The organism is Streptomyces sp. SID8374 (genome assembly GCF_009865135.1).
GTDB lineage: Bacteria > Actinomycetota > Actinomycetes > Streptomycetales > Streptomycetaceae > Streptomyces.
Map to the genome: position 1 here is coordinate 523520 of NZ_WWGH01000002.1, position 14489 is coordinate 538008.

Genomic DNA, 14489 nt, shown 5'->3' on the forward strand with positions numbered 1-14489 from the left:
GCATGCTCGAGGAGGCTCTCGAGCACCTCGTGAAGGGCATCGTCGACAACCCCGACGACGTGCAGGTGGCCTCGCGCACCCTGCGCCGCGGGCGCGTGCTGGAGGTCCGGGTCCACCCCGACGACCTCGGCAAGGTGATCGGCCGTAACGGCCGCACCGCTCGCGCTCTGCGGACCGTCGTGGGCGCCATCGGCGGCCGTGGGATCCGGGTCGACCTCGTCGACGTGGACCAGGTCCGCTGACCGCAGTTGAACACCGGCCAGGGCCGGGGAGGGCTTTCGAGCCGTCCCCGGCCTTTGTCGTCGGCCACCCCGGGCGCTCCCGCGACAGGCCGGGTCCCCACCCCATCAATCGGAGAACAGCGTGCAGTTGGTAGTTGCGCGGATCGGCCGCGCCCACGGCATCAAGGGCGAGGTCACCGTCGAGGTACGAACGGACGAGCCGGAGCTGCGGCTCGGGCCCGGTGCCGTCCTGGCCACCGACCCGGCGGCCACCGGCCCGCTGACCATCGAGTCGGGCCGGGTGCACAGCGGAAGGCTGCTGCTCCGCTTCGAGGGCGTGCGTGACCGCACCGGCGCCGAGGCCCTGCGCAACACCCTGCTGATCGCCGACGTGGACCCGGAGGAGCTGCCCGAGGACGAGGACGAGTTCTACGACCACCAGCTCATCGACCTGGACGTCGTCCTCGCCGACGGTACGGAGATCGGCCGGATCACCGAGATCTCCCACCTGCCCTCGCAGGACCTCTTCATCGTGGAGCGCCCCGACGGCAGCGAGGTGATGATCCCCTTCGTGGAGGAGATCGTCAGCGAGATCGACCTGGAGGAGCAGCGCGCGGTCATCACCCCGCCGCCCGGCCTGATCGACGAGAGCGAGGCCGTGGTGGTCTCCTCCCGCGACGAGGAGGCGGAGCCCGAGGAGGGCGCGGCCGAGGAGTCCGGCGAGGCGCCGAAGGACGACGCCTGATGCGACTCGACGTCGTCACGATCTTCCCCGAGTACCTGGACCCGCTCAACGTCTCCCTGGTCGGCAAGGCCCGCGCCCGCGGGGTCCTGGACGTCCACGTCCACGACCTGCGGGAGTGGACGTACGACCGGCACAACACGGTCGACGACACCCCCTACGGCGGCGGCCCCGGCATGGTCATGAAGACCGAGCCCTGGGGCGAGGCGCTGGACGAGGCGCTGGCCGACGGGTACGAGTCCGGCGCGCACGCCCCGGTCCTCGTCGTGCCCACCCCCAGCGGCCGCCCTTTCACCCAGGAACTGGCCGTGGAGCTCTCCGCCAAGCCCTGGCTGCTCTTCACCCCCGCCCGGTACGAGGGCATCGACCGCCGGGTGATCGACGAGTACGCCACCCGGATCCCGGTCGTCGAGGTCTCCATCGGCGACTACGTGCTGGCCGGCGGGGAGGCCGCCGTCCTGGTGATCACGGAGGCTGTGGCCCGGCTGCTGCCCGGCGTCCTCGGCAACGCCGAGTCCCACCGCGACGACTCCTTCGCCCCGGGCGCGATGGCCAACCTCCTGGAGGGCCCCGTCTACACCAAGCCGCCCGAGTGGCGCGGCCGGGGGATCCCGGACGTCCTGCTCAGCGGCCACCACGGGAAGATCGCCCGCTGGCGGCGGGACCAGGCCTTCGCCCGGACCGCCCTCAACCGGCCCGATCTGATCGAGAGGTGCGAGGCGGGCGCCTTCGACAAGAAGGACCGCGAGATCCTCTCCATCCTCGGCTTCGCCCCGGAGCCCGGCGGCCGATTTTGGCGCAGGCCCCCCGCCGTGGAAGAATAGGCCGCTGCTGTACGTCCGGCGTGCGCCCCTGCCACAGGGGGAAAGACGCCCGCCCGACGCGATCAGCACTCCGAACTCCTCTCGATATCCCGTCGATGACCTGTGGCATCGGCGAAGAAAGCAGAACTCATGTCTTCCCTGCTCGATGGCGTCAACGCCGCCACCCTCCGGTCGGACCTCCCGGCGTTCCGCCCCGGTGACACCGTCAACGTCCACGTGCGAGTGATCGAGGGCAACCGCTCCCGTATCCAGCAGTTCAAGGGCATCGTCATCCGCCGCCAGGGCTCGGGCGTCAGCGAGACCTTCACGGTCCGCAAGGTCTCCTTCAGCGTCGGCGTCGAGCGCACCTTCCCCGTGCACAGCCCGATCTTCGAGAAGATCGAGCTCGTCAGCCGCGGTGACGTCCGTCGCGCCAAGCTGTACTTCCTCCGTGAGCTCCGCGGCAAGGCCGCGAAGATCAAGGAGAAGCGCGACAACTGAACTGCTCCCAGGGGCACCTCGCCGGTGTGACCGGTCAGGCACCCTCTGGTGTCCACAGCGCGGCCGGATAGGATTCGGCCGCGATGGACACGCAAGCAGAGCACTCGGAGCGCGATCGCTCCTCGGAACCCCGTGCCGGGTCCGAGGAGGGGTCGCGCTTCTCGCGTGTCCGGGGCGCTGTCGCGGCCGTACGGCCCTGGCGGCGGCGCATCCTCGTCGCGGGGGTGGCGGGCGCGACCGTACTGCTGCTCGTCAGCGCTTTCGTGGTCCAGCCCTTCCTGATCCCCAGCGGCTCCATGGAGCCCACCCTGCGGGTCGGGGACCGGGTGCTCGTCAACAAGCTGGCGTACCGCTTCGACGCCGAGCCCCGGCGCGGGGACGTCGTGGTCTTCGACGGGACGGGCTCCTTCGTACGGGAGGACCTCGACGCGAACCCGGTGGCCGCGCTGGCACGCGGGGCGGCCGCCTCCCTGGGCCTCGCCGAGCCCCCCGACACCGACTTCGTGAAACGCGTCGTGGGCGTGGGCGGCGACCGGGTCGTCTGCTGCGACGCGCGGGGGAGGCTCCAGGTGAACGGGGCGGTGGTGGACGAGACGTACCTCCACCCCGGCGACACCGCCTCCGAGGCCCCGTTCGACATCGTGGTGCCGCAGGGCACGCTCTGGGTGCTGGGCGACCACCGCAGCCGCTCCAGCGACTCCCGGGACCACCTCGGATCGCCCGGCGGCGGGATGGTCCCCGTCGAGAAGGTGATCGGCCGGGTGGACTGGCTGGGGTGGCCGCCCGCCCGGACCGGCGGCCTGGAGGGGACCGGCGCCTTCGACGGCGTACGGGCACCCGGCAGGGCGCATGGGTAACCGCGGGCGCCCGCGCGGCGCCCCCGCCCACGACGTCCCGCTGCCGACCGGGAGCCGGCCGACCACGCCCCGCTCGCTCCCGACCCGGGCCGAGCGCCGCAGGCTCGCCAAGAAGGTCCGGCGCAAGCGCCGCAGGTCCGCCGTGAAGGAGATACCGGTCCTCATCGTGCTGGCGCTGCTGATCGCGCTCGTCCTGAAGACCTTCCTCGTCCAGGCGTTCGTGATCCCGTCCGGGTCCATGGAGCAGACCATCAAGATCGGCGACCGCGTCCTGGTGGACAAGCTGACCCCGAACTTCGGGTCGAAGCCGCAGCGCGGGGACGTCGTCGTCTTCAAGGACCCCGGCGGCTGGCTCCAGCAGGAGAACGCCACCGACAAGGAGGATCCGCCCATCGGCGTCAAACAGGCCACCGAGGCGCTGAAGTTCATCGGCCTGCTGCCCTCCGACGACGAGCAGGACCTGATCAAGCGGGTGGTGGCCGTCGGCGGCGACACCGTGAAGTGCTGCGGCACCGACGGCCGCGTCACCGTCAACGGCGTACCGCTGACCGAGCCCTATCTGCATCCCGGCGACCGGCCCTCCACCTTGCAGTTCGAGGTGAAGGTCCCGGCGGGACGCCTCTTCATGATGGGCGACCACCGGTCCAACTCCGCCGACTCCCGCTTCCACCTCGACGAGCCCGACAAGGGCACGGTCTCCGAGGACGAGGTGGTGGGGCGGGCCGTCGTGATCGCCTGGCCGTTCTCCAACTGGACCACCCTGGAGGAGCGCGAGGCCTTCGCCGCGGTGGCCCGCGCGAGCGGATCGGAGGCGGCGGTTCCGGGGCCGTCGCATAGGGTTGCCGCACCGGATCGCGACGGAATGGTCCGGCTCCCGACCCCTGCGGAACTCCCGCTCGTTATGGGAGTGGTGGGCCTGCGCCGGATGGGGCGCGGGCAGTGGCACGTATTGAGGAGTGGATGTGGGGGATTTGGCGGTCGGCGCACGATCCGGACACGACGAACCCGAGGACCGGCCGGAGCGCGACGAGTCTCCCGCGGGCGGGGCGGCGGTCCCGCCGGAGGGTGACGGCGGTGGTCCGGGCGACGGTGACGGCGACGGCACCCCGGGCGGTGGCAGGCCTCCCCGGAGGCAGCGCTCCTTCTGGATGGAGCTGCCGCTGCTCGTCGGTATCGCGCTGATTCTGGCGTTGTTGATCAAGACGTTCCTGATCCAGGCGTTCTCGATCCCCTCGGACTCGATGCAGAACACCCTGCAACGGGGCGACCGGGTGCTGGTCGACAAGCTGACCCCCTGGTTCGGCTCCGAGCCGGAGCGCGGCGAGGTGGTGGTCTTCCACGACCCGGGCGGCTGGCTGGAGGACACCGCGACCCCGGAACCCAACGTGGCGCAGAAGTTCCTCAGCTTCATCGGTCTGATGCCCTCGTCCGAGGAGAAGGACCTGATCAAGCGGGTCATCGCGGTCGGCGGCGACACCGTCGAGTGCAAGGAGAACGGGCCGGTCACGGTCAACGGCAAGGCACTCGACGAGAAGTCGTTCATCTTCCCGGGGAACACCCCGTGCAACGACAAGCCCTTCGGCCCGATCAAGGTCGAGGAGGGCCGGATCTTCGTCATGGGCGACCACCGGCAGAACTCCCTGGACTCCCGCTACCACCAGGAGCTCCCCGGCCAGGGCACCGTCTCCAACGACGAGGTCGTCGGCCGGGCGATCGTCGTCGCGTGGCCCGTGGGCCGCTGGGCGACCCTGCCCATCCCCAGCACGTTCGACCAGCCCGGTCTGAACGCGGCCGCCGCGATGGCCCCGGCGGCACTGGGAGTGGCCGGAGCGCTGCCCCTCGTGTTCTGGCGGCGCAGGAGGCTGACCACCGGGCGTACCGCCGGGTAGGGTGCCGACTCGGATCAGCGATTGTCGATCTCCGATGGGGGAGCGCTGGGATGAGCCGTACGAAACGCGAGGACGACGGCCGCGGCCGGACCGGCACCATGGTGTCGGGCCTGGCCGTGGCCGTCGGCTGTGTGCTCTTCCTCGGAGGGTTCCTCTGGGCGGCGGTGGTCTACAAGCCGTACGCCGTCCCCACCGACTCCATGTCGCCCACGGTGAACGCCGGCGACCGGGTGCTCGCGGAGCGGATAGCGGGCGCCGATGTCCGGCGCGGTGACGTGGTGGTCTTCACCGACAGCGTCTGGGGCGACACCCCGATGGTGAAGCGCGTGGTCGGCGTCGGCGGGGACACGGTCGCCTGCTGCGACAAGGACGGCCGGCTCACCGTCGGCGGCACCCCTGTCGAGGAGCCGTACATCCACCGCGGCCCGGCCGCCGCGGGGACGCGGGCGCCCGCCTCGCCGCAGGACTTCTCCGCCAAGGTGCCGAAGGGCCAGATATTCCTCCTCGGCGACGAGCGGTCCACCTCCCTGGACTCCCGGGTCCATCTGGAGGACGCCGGAGGGGGCTCCGTACCCCTGAGCGCCGTCCAGGCCCGGGTCGACGCGGTGGCCTGGCCGATGAACGGCATGATCGGCCGCCCCGACTCGTTCGCCGCGCTGCCCGGCGGGGTCTCCGCCGACGGCCCGCTCCCGCTCCAGGTGGGGGCTGTGCTGGTGGGCGTGGTCCTCATCCTGGGCGGAGCCGCGTACGGGCCCATCGCCGCCCGCTCCGCACGCCGCGGGCGGGCCGCCGGATGACCGGCCCCCTACGCCCGGTCGCCCGCGTGGTGCTCCTGGACCCCGACGACCGCATCCTGCTGGTCCACGGCCACGAGCCGGGCCACCCGGACGACGACTGGTGGTTCACGCCCGGCGGCGGCCTGGAGGGCGACGAGACCCGCGAGGAGGCGGCCCGCCGCGAGCTGGCCGAGGAGACCGGCATCACCGACATCCAGCTCGGCCCGGTGCTGTGGAAGCGGATCTGCTCCTTCCCGTTCGACGGGCGGCGCTGGGACCAGGACGAGTGGTACTTCCTCGCCCGTACGGCCCAGACCGCCACCGACCCCCAGGGGCTCACCGAACTCGAATTGCGCAGCGTCGCCGGTCTGAGGTGGTGGACTTCCGCCGAACTTCTCGCGGCGCGTGAGACGGTGTACCCGACCAGACTCGCCGAGCTGCTGCGCACGCTCCTCGACGAGGGTCCCCCGCGTGTTCCGCTGGTCCTCGCCCCCGAGATCGCCTGATCGTCCGGGGGCGCCGAAGGCTGACGCACAATGGGGGGACGCACGGCTGAAGGGGAAACATGCCATGAGCGCCGAGGACCTCGAGAAGTACGAGACCGAGATGGAGCTGAAGCTCTACCGGGAGTACCGCGATGTCGTCGGTCTGTTCAAATATGTGATCGAGACCGAACGGCGCTTCTACCTCACCAACGACTACGAGATGCAGGTGCACTCCGTCCAGGGTGAGGTTTTCTTCGAGGTGTCCATGGCGGACGCCTGGGTCTGGGACATGTACCGGCCCGCGAGGTTCGTCAAGCAGGTCCGCGTGCTGACCTTCAAGGACGTCAATATCGAAGAGCTCAACAAGAGCGATCTGGAACTTCCGGGAGGCTGACCCCGCGCGGCCCGTACGTCACGGGGCCGCCGACTCGTGCGAGATGTGGTGGTGGACCCGGTCACCCGTGTGGGTGGCCGGGTTTTCCACATCCGGGAAGTTATCCACCAAGATCCACAACTTCCGTCCGGCCGGGCCAGAGTCGGTGCCGGAGGTGGTGGAGAGATGAACGCACGGGGGGCACTCGGGCGGTACGGCGAGGACCTGGCGGCACGGCTGCTGACCGATGCCGGAATGGCCGTGATCGCGCGCAACTGGCGCTGTCGTGCCGGAGAGGTCGACATCGTCGCCAGGGACGGCGACGCTCTGGTCTTCTGCGAGGTGAAGACCCGCAGGTCGGACACTTTCGAACATCCCATGGCCGCGGTCACCCCGGTCAAGGCGGACCGGCTGCGACGGCTCGCCGAGATCTGGCTGGAGAAGCACGGCGGACCACCGGCCGGCGGGGTCCGGATCGACCTGGTCGGGGTGATCGTGCCCCGGCGCGGCGCCCCCGTCACCGAGCACGCGCGGGGTGTGTCCTGATGGGGTACGCACGAGCGTGTTCCGTGGCGCTGGTCGGCGTCGAGGGCGTGGTGGTGGAGGTCCAGGCGGACCTGGAGCCCGGGGTGGCGGCCTTCACGCTGGTCGGGCTGCCGGACAAGAGCCTGATCGAGAGCCGGGACCGGGTGCGGGCCGCGGTGGTCAACTCCGGGGCCGAGTGGCCGCAGAAGAAGCTCACGGTCGGGCTCTCCCCGGCCTCGGTCCCCAAGAGCGGTTCGGGTTTCGACCTAGCGAAACCCTGCGAAGAGCCTTTCTAACGTGCCAGGGTAGGGCCATGAGCCCCAACCTCCGCGGCGCCATCGACGTTGCGGCCAGCATCGACCGGCGCGTTGTCATCTACTGCCGCATCAGCAGCGACCGAGAAGGCGCCGGCCTCGGAGTCGCCCGCCAACGCGAGGACTGTGAACAGCTCGCAGAGCAGCTCGGCCTCGACGTTGTTGAGGTGTACGAGGACAACGACCTGAGCGCCTATAGCGGCAAGCCCCGCCCCGGCTACCGGAGGATGCTTCAGGACCTGCGAGACGGGCACGCAGGCACCGTCCTGGCTTGGCACACCGACCGGCTGCACCGCTCCCCGGCCGAGCTGGAGGAGTACATCGACGTGTGCGAGCCTCTCCGCATTGAGACGCGCACCGTCAAGGCCGGACACCTGGACCTCACTACCGCAACCGGACGGATGATCGCCCGCCAGCTCGGCGTGCAGGCCCGGTACGAGGTAGAGCGCATGGTCGAGAGGCAGCGCCGGAAGCGCGACGAGATGGCCACGAAGGGTCAGCACTTCGGCGGGCGCCGCCCGTTCGGCTGGGAGGTCGATGGCATGACGCCCATCGACTTCGAGTTCGACTGCATCCGGGAGGCCGCCCGATCGGTTCTCGCGGGGGCGTCACTGCGTTCCCTCGCGGCAGGATGGGTGGCCCGCGAGATCCTCACCAGCACCGGGAGCCAGTGGGAGGGGCCCGAGGTTCGAGGAATGCTCCTGCGGTCCCGCAACGCGGGCATCGTCACCCACCGGGGGGAAGAGGTAGGCCCCGGGCGGTGGCCAGCGCCCTTGGATGAGCCGACCTGGCGCAGCGTCTGCGCGATCCTCACAGACCCGGCGCGGCGGCTCTCGCCGGGCAACGAACGTAAGTATCTCGGCAGTGGCCTCTACTTGTGCGGGCGGTGCGCCGACGGGACCACGATGCGGGCGTGCACCTCGAACTCACGCAACCCCGGATCAGAGACCCGCTACTGGGGCGCGTACACCTGCCGGGCTCGCAAGCACATGTCCCGGCAGCGCGAGCAGGTCGACGACATCGTCCAGATTGCTCTGCTCAATCGGCTTGCCCAGCCTGACGCGGCAGAGTGGCTCGCCGCCCGCGAGGAGGACCCGGTTGATGTCCTTGGCGCGCAGCGGGACATGCGGGAGGCGCGCGCCACTCTTGATGAGCTGGCCAGCGCGCTCGGGTCCGGCGACCTGGACCTCCGGTCGTACAAGGTGGCCACCGTCTCGGCGCGGAGCCGCCTTGAGGCCGCTGAAAAGACCCTGTCCCGCGCCGTGACGGTGAACCCGGCTGCCGCTCTGGTAGGGGCTGCCGATATTGATGCGGTCTGGGCAGGGATGGATCTGTCCCGGCGGCGCGCGGTGCTTGCCTACGTGATGACGGTGACGATCCTGCCAGCGAAGAAGGGGCGACAGCCGGGCGGTGGGTACTGGGACCCGGACTCGCTGCGCATCGACTGGAAGTGACGGCGCCCCCGCGTCGAGGCGGGGGCGCCGCTGGCCGTTCTCCGCAGCCTGGCGGGCAATGCGGAGGCGGCCGCTCTGTGGGGATCTCAGGTTCTTACCCCTGAGTAAGCACAGCATGCCTTAGAAGTGTGGCTTCTGCCCTACATACATTCGATCATGAGGGGCAGAGCGTGGTGGAGTGCCACGCTCCGTACCGCCGCCCACCTGGGTAATCGCCCGCCGCCGCGCCATCGGAGACCGCATTCGCGCCGCACGCCAGGAGGCGAAGCTCACCCAGGAGCAGACCGCATTACGCATCGGCATGGACCGGGCGACGTACAACCGAATCGAACAAGGCCACAGCGCCGCTCTCATCGACAGCCTGATCCTCATCGCCGACGCGATCGGTGTCCCGCTGGCTGATCTCGTACGTGAGGAGCGGCCCCCGCCTCGCGACGGGCGGGAGCCGCCCGGCCCGCCCGGACCGTGACCGCCGCCGGCCGCCGGTACGGGCGGGAGATCAGCGGCCCTCGGTCGGATACGACCTCGGGCTCGTACGGGGTCGAGGGCAGCCGCCCCGGTGCAGGACGACGGTCGACCCGGCGGCGGACCCGTTGTGGACGAGCACCCGCTCAGCCTCGCCCTCGGGGATGATCCTGCCGCAGCGATCGCACCTCACGGTGTCGCCGCCTTACGGGCATCCCGCCACGTCTGCCGGAGCTGCGCCGCAGTCTCGCAGTCCGCGCCCGTCGTACGGCACGGAGCACACAATTGAGCGTGCCGGATGAAGGCCGAGTAGGCCGCCTGCGCGGCGGCCTCCCCGGTCGCCTGCTGCGCCTGCACCTGCCCGCTCATCGCGCACCTCCGCTGGGGACCGGAACGAGGGTGCCCGCAAGGAGCACGTCCAGCCGGTCGCGGAGCGCCTCCGCCTCCGAACGGGAAAGCACCAGCTGCACCTCACCCTGGAGACGATCGAGGTCGTACAGCGCGACCGGGACGCGCACCTCTCCAGTGGTCGGGTCGCCGGTCGGTAACGCCGCGCGCTGCGGCGAAGCGTGCCAGGTCATGACGGACATCAGGCCCCCTATGTGGAAGACGAGCCGTCACCGTAAGGGGCCTGGCGAGGGAGAACAGGTACAACTTGTACCTGTGTCCCAACCTGTACCTGTTACCCGGCGGTAGCGATGCCCACGTCCACGGCGAGCTTCGACGCCTCCGGGCGCAGTGCGCGCGGCGCTGACCGCCACAGGTCCGCGGCCACCGACCGGGCCGAAGGGGTGTACGCGACGGTCTCGGCGCCGATGCGGTGCGCCATCTGCATCACGTGCAGCGCGGCCGTACGGTCCCCGCGCTGAAGGTGCCCACGAGCAACCTCCACCCATAGGCGGGCCCGACGCTCGCGTGAGGGCATGACGTCGGGGTCGATGTCGTCGGCCAGGCCGAGGGCCTTCTGAGACTTCCGCAGGTCGGTCGCCACGCTGACGGCGTGGAAGTCGACGTTGGCACGGCCGAAGACGGTCGATGGGTGGAGGTAGTTCTGCGGCAGAGACTTCGCGATCTGGTCGCCCGCCTCCCAGTACCGCCAGGCGTCGCCCTCACGGCCCTCCCGTGCCACGGTCACCGCCGCGTGGAGCTGGAGCGCGCCGTACACGCCCCGCCAGTCGTCCGGCGCCCCATCCAGGTGCGGGCGGATCAAGGTGGCCGCCTCCTCCACCACCCGTAGCGCCTCCTCGGGGTACGACGTCTCCCGCAAGATGTTGCCCAGGTTCCAGGCCGCTGCCGCTATGGCCGCCGGGGCGTCCGCCGACTGCGCCGCCGCGAGCGCCCGGTCAGCCACCACCCACGCCAGCTCGGCCGGCGCAACGTACGCGGTCGCCTGCCCCGTCAACCGGTACACGTCCGACAGGGCGACCTGCGCCCGGCGGCGGTCGCCCCCGTCCAGCGACCGCACGGCGTACTCCCCGTCCCGGATCAGCCCGGGGAGCAGCGCCCCAACCTCGGTACGGTTCCGGCCCGAGGTATGCCACAGGCGCCACGTCTGGTCCACCCGCCCCTGAAGCGCGGCCGGATCAACCGGTTCCGGCGAGGACGGGGTGAGGCTGCGCGTCATCACGGCGGCCCAGATGTCCGGCATCCCCGGGTGGGAGAGCCGGCCGAGCGGGGCCGCCTGCGCGGCGGCAGCTGGGGTGTCCGTGCCGGTGATGACCGAGAGGTCCGCGACCTGGAGCGCGGCGGCAAGCCGCAGTAGCAGCGGGTGCGAGGTGAGTTCGCGCTCGCCGCTCTCGATCTTCTTCAGCCACTCGACGCCGCGCCCGCAGAGTTCGGCGAGGACCGGGCGGGACATCCCGCGGCTCTCGCGCAGCGCGCGGATCCGCTCTCCGGTGGTGAGGTCTGCGTCCATCGTGGTGCCCCTCCGTCTGGCCGGTGCCGTGGGTGCCAGGGTACGGCGGGCCGGTGGCAGCTGGGAGTGCGCACGGTCGTACGATCCGGCCATGGCTGACATCGACCTCCCCCAGCACCTGATCGACCTGGAGTCCGCCGCGTGGGCGGAGCAGCAGGAGGGCCGGCTGACCGTGGAGTCGGCGGACGCCGTGCAGCAGGCCGTACGCGAGCACGCCGCGGCGGCCGGGGTGTCCCGGTACCAGGTGGAGGCGGCCCTGAAGAGGGCGGTGCGGCACCCGGAGAGCTAGGCTCGAACATGTGCACGAAGAACCGTCCCGGCTGGCCATGCTCCAGTTCGCCCGCCGCATCGCCGTCCAGCAAGTCGACCAGATCGACCGCTGGATCGCTGACGAGGAGCAGCGCCAAGCCGAGCAACAGGCGGCCGCAGCACGGCGCGCAGCCGCCGAACCGCAGTGGACCATCGGCCTCACCCAGAACGGGCGCCCCGAGGAGGTCCACGCCCCCGGCTGCACGATGGCCGGGCAGAGGCGGCAGCGTACGGCCACCGTCGACCAGGCGCGCGAGGCACTCGCCCAAGGCGTCACCGCGTGCGCCTTCTGCCGGCCGGACACCGAGCTCGGCCTCTGACCCAAGGCATGACGGAGGGCCCCCTGCCGCCGTGGTAACGGGGCCAGGTCTCGGTCAAGGCAGGTCAAGCGGGAGCCGGGAGCCCCCCACGGCCCGCCCCGATTCGGTGACCGACAGCCGCCGCCCGGTACGGCCCTGCTTCCAGCGGAGCCCTCGCTGGGAGCCCTCGTACTCGGGTACGGGCTCCAGCTTCCCGAGTTCGACCAGGCCTGCGCCTACCAGCTCGGCCACCGTGTTCGCGCGGACGACATGCTGTATCTGCCACGGACGCCACGGATCGGCAGGTACTTCACTGACGAGCCCGACCAGATGGCCGCTGCGACTGGGTACGACCCACGCGGGAAACCGACAGCCAGGGGCGCAGGATTGAGAAATCGCGATGAGAGCATCACTGGGCGAAGACTGAGTCATGAGGCGAGCATGGCGTGGGCGGGCTGGCCGCACGGCTCCCCAGGCACGCACGGCCCGTGACGTGGGTCACGCCACTCGGGCCAGCCGCAGCCACGACCCCGCGCGCAACACCGTCGCCGTGCCCGTCGCCACGTTCTGTGCCCACTGCACGGTGATCGCCCCGTTGGCCCCGGCGGTGATCGAACCGAGTGGGGCGACGATGAGGCCGACGGCGGTGATGCCGACGCCGATGGACTGCCCCGGGGCGTACCGGGTGAGGCGGATGGAGCCGGTGCCGTCGGACACGCCGAGGGTGATGGCGCCGGGGGTCCAGTAGCCGGACGATCCGGGCGGGGCGGCGATGGTGAGGAGGAGGTCGGCGGCGGGGTCACCGTCCACGGCGAGCATGGCGTCGATGGCGTATCGGCCCCCGGCGGTGACGGGGATGGTGAGGTGGTCGTCGTCCTGGAGGACGAGGCTGCTGACGACCTGCTCGTCCACCGGCTTGTCGACGGTGCGGGTGACGCCAACGGTGTCGCCGGTGGGCGGGGTGCCGGGTGGGCCTTGCACCCCTGGATCACCCTTGTCGCCCTTCGCGCCCTTGAGGGAGGCGATCCACTGCGCCTCGCTGCCCGCGTACCCGCCAGCCACGGCGATGTCGTACGCGCTCGCCCCCGGCGCCCCGTCCTCGCCATCCATCCCGTCGTCGCCTGGCGGCCCCGGAACGAGGACGTACGTTCCACCGTCCTCCCCAGCAGGCAGCAGATCCGCGATGTCCACCGTGCCCAGCTCGGCGGGCAGCATGATGTGCTGGGCGTCGCCGCCCGTCTCCAGTCGGTACGTCCACCCCGTCGGCGTGCACCCCTCCGCGTCCGTCGCCAGCAGCTCAACCTGCCACTCACCTGCGTCGTCGGCGGTGACGACGACCCACCCGTCATCGACGACGACGCCGTGCACCGAAGAGACGACGCGCCGTGGCGTCGGCCGTACGCGCACGGGCAGCGGGCTCCCGTCACCATCGGCCAGATGCTGGTGCCCGGTCAGGACGACCGTCTCGATCCCCTCGGGGAAGGCCATGGTCACACTCCAGTTCGGTTGTACTCATCCACCAGCGGGTGCGGAGCCTCCGGCTCAATCCCAGCGCGGTGCATCTGACCCGCCCACCGGTCAGCCGTCCACGCGAACGCCCGGACAACCGACTCCAAGCGCGACTGCCGGCCCCGAAGCGAGCCGTTCTCCTCGTCGACGCGGGCCACGGTCGCTTGCAACACCTTGAACTTCTCGGCTTCCAGCCCCGGGGCCGCCGCCGCTCGCGCCGCCGCCTCATTGGCGCGAGCGGTAGCCTGCGCCGCTCTCACGGTGGCGCGGGCCACGAAGAACCCGCCGCCCCCGAGCAACGTGCCACCGGCCCCCAGCAACGCAACGATCTCCGTGATGGTCACGGGGCCTTGCCTTTCCGGGCCCGCCACGGTGGTGAGGGGACGGAGTGCTCCGGCACCGTGGCAGCCCACATGATGACCCCGACGTGCGAGGTGAGATACCACGCGGCGACGAACCCGCCCCGCGCGTAGTCGCCGGTGAGAACGGCGAAGAGGTAGGCCACCGCCCATACGGACGGCGGGGCCAGGGCGGCAAGGAACCCGAGCCAGTCCCGGCCGATCCGGACGAACGCCGAGGCGATGCACACCACCCCGGCGCCGATCCATAGCCAGGCCCAGGAGGCGAGGCTGCACCGGTCGGTCAGGAGCCGGAGCCCGGCCGGGTCCTGCTGGGGGCTCACGATGAATCCGGTTCCCCAGCACACCTTGCCGATGCCCAGGATCAAGAGGATCTGCCCGCGGCGGCCCAGCTGCATCCTGAGCCACCGGGCCGCCGCGCGCATCAGACGCCCTTGGCCAGCGACGCAGAGTTCCTCGCGCCGAACGCCCGCGCGGCCATGCCCTTCAGCAGCGTCCCGGCCGCGGCTATCCCGGCGGCCGCCATCGTCTCCCAGAACGACGCGGAGAACATGTCCGCCGGGCCAGCCGCGACGGCGACACCACCGGCGGCGACGATGGCCGTCGCCAGGGTCCGCTCGGCCAGGTCGCGGGCGTACGTCTTCGCGGTCTTGACCACCGTCTCAGCGGTGGGCAGCAGAGGATCGGTCATGG

The 14489-nt window shown here is 71.1% G+C and carries 22 protein-coding genes and 1 pseudogene; 16 read left to right on the forward strand and 7 right to left on the reverse strand.

Annotation, left to right across the window (positions count from 1 at the left end):
* Positions 1–2 precede the first annotated feature (2 nt).
* From GTY67_RS25965 to GTY67_RS26030, 14 genes and pseudogenes are all read left to right on the forward strand, one after another.
* Positions 3–242 carry an RNA-binding protein gene (locus GTY67_RS25965; protein WP_003980229.1) on the forward strand — a complete coding sequence of 80 codons (240 nt, stop codon included), beginning with the start codon at positions 3–5 and terminating at the stop codon, positions 240–242.
* A 121-nt stretch (positions 243–363) separates the two neighbouring features.
* Positions 364–966: a ribosome maturation factor RimM gene (gene rimM, locus GTY67_RS25970; RefSeq protein ID WP_161280450.1), complete on the forward strand. Its 603-nt coding sequence runs from the start codon at positions 364–366 to the stop codon at positions 964–966.
* The gene (gene trmD, locus GTY67_RS25975) at positions 966–1787 is read left to right on the forward strand and encodes a tRNA (guanosine(37)-N1)-methyltransferase TrmD (RefSeq protein ID WP_161280451.1); all 822 of its coding nucleotides are present in this window, start codon (positions 966–968) and stop codon (positions 1785–1787) included. The genes rimM and trmD overlap by 1 nt, the downstream gene beginning before the upstream one ends.
* A gap of 129 nt (positions 1788–1916) precedes the next feature.
* A complete protein-coding gene (gene rplS / locus GTY67_RS25980; protein WP_093693404.1) occupies positions 1917–2267 on the forward strand; it encodes a 50S ribosomal protein L19 in 351 nt (116 codons plus the stop codon).
* Between the two features lie 83 nt (positions 2268–2350).
* The gene (gene lepB, locus GTY67_RS25985) at positions 2351–3124 is read left to right on the forward strand and encodes a signal peptidase I (protein WP_161280452.1); all 774 of its coding nucleotides are present in this window, start codon (positions 2351–2353) and stop codon (positions 3122–3124) included.
* Positions 3117–4193, forward strand: a complete 1077-nt coding sequence (gene lepB, locus GTY67_RS25990) for a signal peptidase I (RefSeq protein ID WP_161280453.1) — start codon at positions 3117–3119, stop codon at positions 4191–4193. The genes lepB (GTY67_RS25985) and lepB (GTY67_RS25990) overlap by 8 nt, the downstream gene beginning before the upstream one ends.
* Entirely contained in the window at positions 4096–5013 is a 918-nt protein-coding gene (gene lepB, locus GTY67_RS25995; protein ID WP_093693407.1) for a signal peptidase I, read from the forward strand. Before lepB (GTY67_RS25990) ends, lepB (GTY67_RS25995) begins: the two co-directional genes overlap by 98 nt.
* 50 nt (positions 5014–5063) lie before the next feature.
* Positions 5064–5810 carry a signal peptidase I gene (gene lepB / locus GTY67_RS26000; protein ID WP_161280454.1) on the forward strand — a complete coding sequence of 249 codons (747 nt, stop codon included), beginning with the start codon at positions 5064–5066 and terminating at the stop codon, positions 5808–5810.
* Entirely contained in the window at positions 5807–6295 is a 489-nt protein-coding gene (locus tag GTY67_RS26005) for an NUDIX hydrolase (RefSeq protein ID WP_161280455.1), read from the forward strand. The genes lepB (GTY67_RS26000) and GTY67_RS26005 overlap by 4 nt, the downstream gene beginning before the upstream one ends.
* A 64-nt stretch (positions 6296–6359) precedes the next feature.
* Positions 6360–6668: a DUF2469 domain-containing protein gene (locus tag GTY67_RS26010; protein WP_003965949.1), complete on the forward strand. Its 309-nt coding sequence runs from the start codon at positions 6360–6362 to the stop codon at positions 6666–6668.
* 165 nt (positions 6669–6833) lie between these two features.
* Positions 6834–7193 carry a YraN family protein gene (locus GTY67_RS26015; RefSeq protein WP_093693410.1) on the forward strand — a complete coding sequence of 120 codons (360 nt, stop codon included), beginning with the start codon at positions 6834–6836 and terminating at the stop codon, positions 7191–7193.
* Positions 7193–7444, forward strand: a pseudogene (locus tag GTY67_RS26020) (magnesium chelatase domain-containing protein); the annotation flags it as partial. The gene GTY67_RS26015 and the pseudogene GTY67_RS26020, both read left to right, overlap by 1 nt.
* 41 nt (positions 7445–7485) lie before the next feature.
* Positions 7486–8940 (forward strand): recombinase family protein, encoded by a 1455-nt coding sequence (locus GTY67_RS26025; protein WP_161280456.1) that lies wholly within the window; start codon positions 7486–7488, stop codon positions 8938–8940.
* 178 nt (positions 8941–9118) lie between these two features.
* Positions 9119–9409, forward strand: a complete 291-nt coding sequence (locus GTY67_RS26030) for a helix-turn-helix transcriptional regulator (RefSeq protein WP_161280457.1) — start codon at positions 9119–9121, stop codon at positions 9407–9409.
* A 361-nt stretch (positions 9410–9770) separates the two neighbouring features.
* On the opposite strand, the gene GTY67_RS26035 is transcribed toward GTY67_RS26030, so the two are convergent.
* Positions 9771–9986, reverse strand: coding sequence for a hypothetical protein (locus tag GTY67_RS26035; RefSeq protein WP_237502920.1), 216 nt, complete (start codon positions 9984–9986; stop codon positions 9771–9773).
* 101 nt (positions 9987–10087) lie between these two features.
* Positions 10088–11320 carry a helix-turn-helix transcriptional regulator gene (locus tag GTY67_RS26040; protein WP_161280459.1) on the reverse strand — a complete coding sequence of 411 codons (1233 nt, stop codon included), beginning with the start codon at positions 11318–11320 and terminating at the stop codon, positions 10088–10090.
* Between the two features lie 91 nt (positions 11321–11411).
* Between GTY67_RS26040 and GTY67_RS26045 the strand changes: the two genes are divergently transcribed.
* The gene (locus GTY67_RS26045) at positions 11412–11609 is read left to right on the forward strand and encodes a hypothetical protein (protein WP_161280460.1); all 198 of its coding nucleotides are present in this window, start codon (positions 11412–11414) and stop codon (positions 11607–11609) included.
* A 10-nt stretch (positions 11610–11619) separates the two neighbouring features.
* Positions 11620–11949, forward strand: a complete 330-nt coding sequence (locus GTY67_RS26050) for a DUF6233 domain-containing protein (protein ID WP_161280461.1) — start codon at positions 11620–11622, stop codon at positions 11947–11949.
* A gap of 54 nt (positions 11950–12003) precedes the next feature.
* Here GTY67_RS26050 and GTY67_RS26055 read toward each other — a convergent pair whose 3' ends face one another.
* The 5 genes from GTY67_RS26055 to GTY67_RS26075 form a co-directional block, all read right to left on the reverse strand.
* Positions 12004–12180, reverse strand: coding sequence for a hypothetical protein (locus GTY67_RS26055; protein ID WP_161280462.1), 177 nt, complete (start codon positions 12178–12180; stop codon positions 12004–12006).
* Between the two features lie 246 nt (positions 12181–12426).
* A complete protein-coding gene (locus GTY67_RS26060) occupies positions 12427–13416 on the reverse strand; it encodes a hypothetical protein (protein WP_161280463.1) in 990 nt (329 codons plus the stop codon).
* Positions 13417–13418: 2 nt separating this feature from the next.
* Positions 13419–13781 carry a hypothetical protein gene (locus GTY67_RS26065; RefSeq protein ID WP_161280464.1) on the reverse strand — a complete coding sequence of 121 codons (363 nt, stop codon included), beginning with the start codon at positions 13779–13781 and terminating at the stop codon, positions 13419–13421.
* Positions 13778–14221: a hypothetical protein gene (locus GTY67_RS26070; RefSeq protein WP_161280465.1), complete on the reverse strand. Its 444-nt coding sequence runs from the start codon at positions 14219–14221 to the stop codon at positions 13778–13780. Before GTY67_RS26070 ends, GTY67_RS26065 begins: the two co-directional genes overlap by 4 nt.
* Positions 14221–14487, reverse strand: a complete 267-nt coding sequence (locus GTY67_RS26075) for a hypothetical protein (RefSeq protein WP_161280466.1) — start codon at positions 14485–14487, stop codon at positions 14221–14223. Before GTY67_RS26075 ends, GTY67_RS26070 begins: the two co-directional genes overlap by 1 nt.
* Positions 14488–14489: the final 2 nt, after the last annotated feature.

Coding starts and splice junctions, on each gene's coding strand:
- GTY67_RS25965 (WP_003980229.1), top strand. CDS start 3: ATGCTCGAGGAGGCTCTCGAGCACCTCGTGAAGGGCATCGTCGACAAC.
- trmD (WP_161280451.1), top strand. CDS start 966: ATGCGACTCGACGTCGTCACGATCTTCCCCGAGTACCTGGACCCGCTC.
- rplS (WP_093693404.1), top strand. CDS start 1,917: ATGTCTTCCCTGCTCGATGGCGTCAACGCCGCCACCCTCCGGTCGGAC.
- lepB (WP_161280452.1), top strand. CDS start 2,351: ATGGACACGCAAGCAGAGCACTCGGAGCGCGATCGCTCCTCGGAACCC.
- lepB (WP_161280453.1), top strand. CDS start 3,117: ATGGGTAACCGCGGGCGCCCGCGCGGCGCCCCCGCCCACGACGTCCCG.
- lepB (WP_161280454.1), top strand. CDS start 5,064: ATGAGCCGTACGAAACGCGAGGACGACGGCCGCGGCCGGACCGGCACC.
- GTY67_RS26005 (WP_161280455.1), top strand. CDS start 5,807: ATGACCGGCCCCCTACGCCCGGTCGCCCGCGTGGTGCTCCTGGACCCC.
- GTY67_RS26010 (WP_003965949.1), top strand. CDS start 6,360: ATGAGCGCCGAGGACCTCGAGAAGTACGAGACCGAGATGGAGCTGAAG.
- GTY67_RS26015 (WP_093693410.1), top strand. CDS start 6,834: ATGAACGCACGGGGGGCACTCGGGCGGTACGGCGAGGACCTGGCGGCA.
- GTY67_RS26025 (WP_161280456.1), top strand. CDS start 7,486: ATGAGCCCCAACCTCCGCGGCGCCATCGACGTTGCGGCCAGCATCGAC.
- GTY67_RS26035 (WP_237502920.1), bottom strand. CDS start 9,986: ATGACCTGGCACGCTTCGCCGCAGCGCGCGGCGTTACCGACCGGCGAC.
- GTY67_RS26040 (WP_161280459.1), bottom strand. CDS start 11,320: ATGGACGCAGACCTCACCACCGGAGAGCGGATCCGCGCGCTGCGCGAG.
- GTY67_RS26045 (WP_161280460.1), top strand. CDS start 11,412: ATGGCTGACATCGACCTCCCCCAGCACCTGATCGACCTGGAGTCCGCC.
- GTY67_RS26060 (WP_161280463.1), bottom strand. CDS start 13,416: ATGGCCTTCCCCGAGGGGATCGAGACGGTCGTCCTGACCGGGCACCAG.
- GTY67_RS26070 (WP_161280465.1), bottom strand. CDS start 14,221: ATGCGCGCGGCGGCCCGGTGGCTCAGGATGCAGCTGGGCCGCCGCGGG.
- GTY67_RS26075 (WP_161280466.1), bottom strand. CDS start 14,487: ATGACCGATCCTCTGCTGCCCACCGCTGAGACGGTGGTCAAGACCGCG.